We start from the raw sequence: 901 nt of genomic DNA, 5'->3' as shown, positions 1-901 counted from the left end.
GATGCCACGGTCCAACTGCTCGGCGATCCAGTCCTCGCGGCGGCTGGCGTCCACGCTCGCGCGTAGCACCGCGACCTTGAAGCCTTCCTGCTCCAGCAGCATCTTCAGACGCGACGTGGTGTCGCGTGTGCCGGTATAGACCGTGTAGGCCAGGACCTTCCGGCCCTGCGCCTTCTCTTCCTTGCAGATGTCGATCAGCTCGCGCTCTTTCGGCGTCACCTCGAACTCGTTGAACTGAGCCGGGACGAACGCCAAGGTGTTGCGCGTGCGCGGATGCACCACGGTCTCCGACCTGAAGCAGCAGTCCGGCCAGGCCAGCAGCACGTTGAGCACCACGCCCAGCAGCGTCGTGTCGCGTCGCGCCAGAGCCTGTTTCAGCTCCGCGGTCAGCCGACCCGCCAGGTCACGGTAGGCCGCGGCTTGCGCCACGTCCATCTGGACTTCACGAAACTCCTCGTCATACGGCGGCAGGACGTTGCCACCGATGTCCTTGAGCTTGAGGAAAATCGTGAACGGCAGGATGCACCGCAAGACCCCTTTCGGCCCGAAGCCGGGAGCCTTGACCGTGCGCACCGATACCTTGGTGCCCCTGGCCGTCTTGTGCGCCGTGCCGGCGCTTTCGGAGTAAATGTCCTTGAGGACCCCGTGGTCCCTCATGAACGCCATCGCGGCCGAGGTCATGCTCCCGCTCGTGGTCGGGCGGTAGCCGTCTTCGATCATCCGCCCAGGCAAGGCGCGGAACAGCAGATAGAAAAGATCGTCCCCGTATCCGCCCATCAGCGTGCCGGTCAGCAGCAAGGTCTTGCGAGCCTTCGCCGCCAGCACGCCCATGGCCTGGCCTTGGGCGCTACCGCCGTTCTTGTACTCGTGCGCCTCGTCGGCGATGAGCAGGTCGAACGTG

1 pseudogene is annotated in these 901 nt (G+C 65.1%); it reads right to left on the bottom strand.

Features of this window, described 5'->3' with window-relative positions:
* Positions 1–901 (bottom strand): annotated as a pseudogene (locus tag BRO63_RS04535) (DEAD/DEAH box helicase); the annotation flags it as partial.

Origin of the sequence: Achromobacter xylosoxidans, from assembly GCF_002192695.1 — a bacterium.
Classification (GTDB): Bacteria; Pseudomonadota; Gammaproteobacteria; order Burkholderiales; family Burkholderiaceae_B; genus Achromobacter; species Achromobacter xylosoxidans_C.
This window is presented reverse-complemented; position numbering and strand designations above follow the sequence as displayed.